Below are 3,314 nucleotides of genomic sequence, written 5' to 3'. Positions count from 1 at the left end.
TCGAGCTCGCAGCTGCCAGTGTCGAAGCCGATGTCCTGGTCGGGTTCACCCAGCCCGAGCAGCGCCAACACCTCGTCGATGCGGTGCGGGGTGAGTCCTTAGGTAGCTTTCTGGGTGGTGGGAAGTCAGGCAAAACCCTGGATAGTCACAATTCAACCGCCTCAGGTGGGTGGTCTAGAGGCGGTTCTTTGGTCAAAGACTCCTCAAGTCAGCGGAGCAGTCTGAATCATTCATCCCCTGATCGTATGGAACCTTCACCAGAGCGATTCCAACCAGGGGCTAAACTAAGACGTCTGATTTTCCTGAGTCTTTTAAGTTTGCTAGGACTGGGTATCCTGCTGATGTTGCTCAATAAAGCTCTCAAAAGTTTTTCAAAACCACCGTTAGAGGGAGAACAACCTTTTGTTCAGCTTGACCAACCTCCAGTCCCGATTCCTCCGACAGGCAGTGGGCTGATCGCTCCGAGTGGTCCTCTAAATCAAGAAACGGCTCAGCAACTCATCGAAACCTGGTTAAATACTAAAAAACTTGCTTTTGGACCAAAACATGAAGTAGGGCAACTTAGTAAAATCTTAGCTGAGCCAGCTCTGTCTGTCTGGCTCAAAAGTGCTAAAGCGGCTAAAACCAAGAACTATTACCGGATCTACAAGCACACGGTCAAAATTAACTCAGTTGAGACTAGCACATCGAATCCTAATCAAGCTGTGATAGATGCTGCGGTGAAAGAGCAAGCAAAGGTATATCAAGATGGTATGTTGAGTCCGGCAGCTTCGAGTAATGACAACTTAAGAGTCAAGTATGACTTAGTACGCCAAGGGGGTCAGTGGTTAATTAAGGGTTGGATGGTAAGATAACTAGAAACATATCTGACCAGTCAATTCCTGTCGAAAAGAAAATGGAAAAGTAATGATTATTCCTGTTGATTATTGATGATGCGATTAGCTTTGCCTTGCCACGCTTCGCTCACCCTTGAGGAAAGCAGCCAAATAGTCTTGCTTATCCTCATTAAGGCTAAGAGATAAATGATTAATGAAGAGTGTCAAGGATAAGTAGATCAGGGCTTCATCCTTCTTGGATACGGATCACTGATGGTGCCTAACTTGATAATATTGATGACTGAGTCCTTAGGTGCGCTTTCCGCATCTAATTATTAAATTCGCCACGGGTCGCACCTGAGGAGTGATGTGATAATTTCATGACATTTTGAGTCCCGATTTTCTGGTAAATGCGTGAATTTACCGAAAATCGGCTTATTTACCCCTTGACCTGACCCAAAAATTCCTTGTTATATATAGTTGATCAGAGGATCCCATAAAAATGCTGGTTTGTTAGTATTTCACCAAATTATAGATGGCTGACTTGAACATATTGTTGGTATAAAAAATCACTGAAATGTCGCAAGGGTAGACGGGCAATTTCCATTAAAGTCTGGGAATCAAGAAGGATAAAAACTTTAGTCAGGTCTGACCTTTAGGTAAGTTTCATAGCAACCAAAACTTTTTTTAATTAGGTGCGCTTTCCGCATTAAGAATTAAATTCGCCACGGGTCGCACCTCAAGATTGACATCAGTAATCTATCAGGCAACCTAACAACGTATAGAACAGAAATCATGGCAAAAGAAGGAACTCCCCTAGAAGAAATGACTCTACGGCAATTACGTAGAGTTGCGAGTGAATATGGTATATATCGATACAGTAGAATGCGTAAAGAACGCTTATTGGCGGAAATTCAAGCAATAGAACGTCACAAAAGGTCTACCACTCCATCGCCGATAATTGAGGCACAAGCAAAGGAGGAATCAAGCCAGTTTGAATTAGCTCAACAAGAGCCGACTAGTGATAGTCTAGTTTCTGTTGATGAGGGATTAGCAGAGCTACCAGAAGGTTATGGTGAAAGCCGGATTGTGCTAATGCCTCGTGATCCACATTGGTCTTATGCTTATTGGGATATTCCCAATGAACATAAAAAAGAACTGCGCTCTCAGGGAGGTCAACAACTCGCTCTAAGGCTCTATGATGTTACCGCAATCAAACTGGATTATCAAAGTCCCCATAGTATCCAAGAATATCCCTGTGATGAGCTAGCGCGAGAATGGTATCTACCCATGCCAGTTAGCGATCGCGATTATTTAGTTGAGATTGGTTATCGCTGTGAAGATGGTCAATGGCTAGTTCTGGCCCGTTCAGCACCTATCCATGTTCCCCCTGCCTATCCCTCTAAATGGATGGAAGACCAATTCGTCACGGTCAACTGGGATGATAATCTACAGGGTAAGACTGTCCTAAAACTTGTGCCGCCTAGCCAGACAGCTAATGGGAGTAGCTCGGAAATTCCTGATCGACCTATCTATGGGGAAATCTTTGGCATAACTCAATCTGGGGAAGCTCAGGCAGTAGCTGATTCTGTTTATAGTTCTATGGAGCAAGCACCAAGGTCAGCAATAAGTTCCAATCCTTTCCCTTCGGGTATTGGTAAGTGGCTTTCTCCAAACATGTCGGGAGCTGGTTTCAATGCTTCTGCTCCCCCCGCTCGTTCTCCCGAATTGTCCTTAGTGGCAAATGAAGAGCTAATTATTCACGGAAGCATCGATCCTGATGCTTCCGTTACTATTGATGGACGTCCAGTCAAGATTAACCCAGACGGTACCTTCCGCTTGCAGATGTCTTTCCAGGATGTCCTAATTGACTACCCAATCATGGTAGTGTCAGCGCATGGCAAGGAAACTCGCTCAATCCATATGAAGTTCATCTGCAAGACGCAATCATGCCATACTGATCTCGTGTGCAATTGAACACAATTGTTGAGTATACTCCCCACCCATCATTATTCACCCATACTTTAGAAGTTGGGTGGGGTAAGCCAAACCAGCTTTTACATGGTGAAGGGAACAGTAAACAGGGAATAGGTAATAAGGAAAAAAATATCTGTACCTCATAGCTGTGATAAACGCTATATAGCGACCTTAAATCAGTTGTGGCAAGTCAAGGGCTTGAAACCCAGGTATAGCAAGAATCACGTTTGGATAAAATTAGCACAACCTATTTAGGATTGCTATAGTTCAAGAAGCAGCATTGGCCTATAATAACCTCAGAATTCACACTTCATACTTCTAAGGAGTTCCCCCGACACTAGCCGGGGGATTTTTTTGCCAAAAGTCAATAGGTGCGCTCTTACCATTAAGAATTAAATTCGCCACGGGTCGCACCTCAAGTGACGATACGGTTGACCAGTTGACCACCGTGAGCTGGGATAGTTTGTGAAGGATGGCTTAACACCGGGCTTTGCATACTCTAGGAATAATAATTAGATTCTA

General features: G+C 44.1%; 2 protein-coding genes. Both read left to right on the top strand.

From position 1 onward, the window contains the following. Positions 1 to 854 (top strand): ARC6/PARC6 family protein (locus tag F6K20_RS30615; protein WP_287297231.1); only part of this gene is annotated, 854 nt, incomplete at its 5' end. 756 nt (positions 855 to 1,610) lie between these two features. Next, complete coding sequence (locus tag F6K20_RS30610) at positions 1,611 to 2,792, top strand: DUF4912 domain-containing protein (RefSeq protein ID WP_008180305.1); 1,182 nt, start codon at positions 1,611 to 1,613, stop codon at positions 2,790 to 2,792. Positions 2,793 to 3,314: the final 522 nt, after the last annotated feature.

It is taken from the genome of Moorena sp. SIO2C4, assembly GCF_010672485.1.
In the GTDB taxonomy this organism is placed as follows: Bacteria; Cyanobacteriota; Cyanobacteriia; order Cyanobacteriales; family Coleofasciculaceae; genus Moorena; species Moorena producens.
Note: the sequence above shows the minus strand (reverse complement) of the source record. Positions and strands in the feature narration are given on the sequence as shown.

What these genes read in the sequence shown, in the direction of transcription:
- F6K20_RS30610 (WP_008180305.1), top strand. Translation starts at nt 1,611, where the DNA reads ATGGCAAAAGAAGGAACTCCCCTAGAAGAAATGACTCTACGGCAATTA.